This window comes from Rodentibacter mrazii, from assembly GCF_001998825.1.
Taxonomy (GTDB): Bacteria; Pseudomonadota; Gammaproteobacteria; order Enterobacterales; family Pasteurellaceae; genus Rodentibacter; species Rodentibacter mrazii.
The window spans coordinates 1-2,156 of record NZ_MLHG01000117.1 but is presented as its reverse complement, the minus strand read 5'-3'; the positions used below and the strand labels follow the sequence as shown (position 1 = coordinate 2,156).

2 protein-coding genes are annotated in these 2,156 nt (G+C 37.8%); both read right to left on the bottom strand.

Annotated features, from left to right (window positions below):
• Positions 1 to 52: 52 nt before the first annotated feature.
• Complete coding sequence (gene aroA / locus BKK47_RS12010; RefSeq protein WP_077495052.1) at positions 53 to 1,351, bottom strand: 3-phosphoshikimate 1-carboxyvinyltransferase; 1,299 nt, start codon at positions 1,349 to 1,351, stop codon at positions 53 to 55.
• A partial coding sequence (gene purU, locus BKK47_RS12005; RefSeq protein WP_143529633.1) for a formyltetrahydrofolate deformylase occupies positions 1,351 to 2,156 on the bottom strand: 806 nt, incomplete at its 5' end. The genes aroA and purU, both read right to left, overlap by 1 nt.

Sequence of the window (2,156 nt, the reverse complement as noted above, 5' to 3'; positions counted from 1 at the left end):
TGAAGGTGGATTTTTACTACTTGAAACATCGTAGAAAATTTTTCGTATTTATTTAATTCCTTACACAAATTTTTTCAAATTCTTCAAAGAATGTCGGAAAGGTTTTTGCTGTGCATTGAGGATCAAGAATTGTTACGGGAGTATCTGAAAGTGCAATCAGTGAAAAACACATTGCCATACGATGATCATTGTAGGTAGCAATGCTTGCATGCTGAAATTTATTTAATGGAATTGGAGTAATACGAATAAAGTCTTCTCCTTCCTCAACTTCTGCGCCGATTTTTCTTAATTCGGTTGCCATTGCAGTGAGACGATCCGTCTCCTTCACACGCCAGTTGTAAATATTGCGAATAGTGGTTTCGCCCTCTGCAAAAAGTGCGGTTGTTGCAATAGTCATTGCTGCATCTGGGATATGGTTCATATCCATATCAATGCCATGAAGCTGGGACTTTTCTACCTGGATAAAATCAGCTCCCCAAGTCACTTTTGCTCCCATTTTTTCTAATACTTCGGCAAATAAACGATCACCTTGTATAGAATTTTTTCCAATACCCGTGATTTTTACTTTGCCTTTGATAGCGGCAGCCGCTAAAAAGTAAGAAGCGGAGGAGGCGTCACCTTCTACGAGATATGTGCCGGGTGAAAGATAGGATTGGTTACCTTTAATATGGAAAGTTTTGTATTCATGATTTTCTACATTAATACCAAAATCTTTCATCATTGCCAATGTGATATCAATATAAGGTTTGGAAACTAATTCTCCAATAACTTCTATTTCTACATCGTTTTCAGAAAGGGGAGATGTCATTAAAAGTGCGGTCAGAAATTGTGATGAAATTGAACCGTCGATTTTGATTTTTCCACCTTTTATGCCACGGTTTCGAATAGCAAGAGGAGGATAACCCTCGTTTTCCAAATAACGTATATCAGCACCCGCTTGATGGAGTGCATTGACTAAATGCTGAATGGGACGTTCTTTCATTCGAGGTTCACCGGTGAGGATTACTTCACCCTCTGTCTCACCTTTTAGACAAAGTGCAGCGCTTAACGGGCGCATTGCCGTACCAGCATTACCAAGAAAAAGAGAAAGTCCTCCTTGAACATTAAATGCCCCACCTAAACCTTCAATTTCGCAGACTGTTTTATCCTCAGAAAGTTGGTAATTTACTCCGAGTGCTTTGAGAGCGTTCAGCATATGACGAATGTCATCACTATCTAGAAGGTTAGTGACTTTTGTTGTACCCTTAGACAGTGTGGCAAGAAGCAGTGCCCGATTTGATAAACTTTTTGAGCCGGGAAGGTTAATTGTACCTTCAACCATCTTAATTGGCATGAGAGTAATTGATTTCATTACAGCACCACTGTTTTATTTTTATAAACAAAGATCCTATCATGAAGAGCAAGATCAAGCGCACGACTAAGTACCGTTTTTTCTACATCTCTGCCGGCGTGCATCATCGCATCTGCATTATATGTATGATCGACATTTATCACATTCTGCATAATAATTGGACCTTGATCCAATTCATTATTAATAAAATGCGCGGTAGCACCGATAATTTTTACACCTCTCTCATAGGCCTGATGGTAGGGTTTTGCGCCAATAAATGCAGGCAAGAAAGAGTGGTGAATATTAATGACACGGTTTGGATAGTGTTCTACGAACTCGGGATTAAGTACACGCATATATTTGGCTAATACAATATAGTCTGGGGTGTATTCGTCAATTTTTGTCGCAAGTAACTTATCATGCTCAACTCGGGTTAAACCTTCATGACTAATGTGGTGAAATGGAATATTAAAGCGTTCAACCAGTTCTTGTAAGTTATTATGATTGCCAATAACGGCGACGATTTCGACATCCAATGCACCATAATAATTTTTCATTAAAATATCACCAAGACAATGTGCTTCTTTAGTGACTAAAATAACGATACGTTTGCGTTTTGAACTAATTAATCGGCAATTTGTACCTTCAGGTAAACTATATTTAAGATCTTCAAGTAAAGTTATTTCATTAAAAATCCCTTCAAGCTCCGTACGCATAAAGAAATGTTTAGTCTCAAAATCAACAAATTCATTATTATGTAAGATATTTAATTGGTGTTTATAACAAATATTTGTAATCTTAGCGATCAAGCCCTTATCATCAGGGC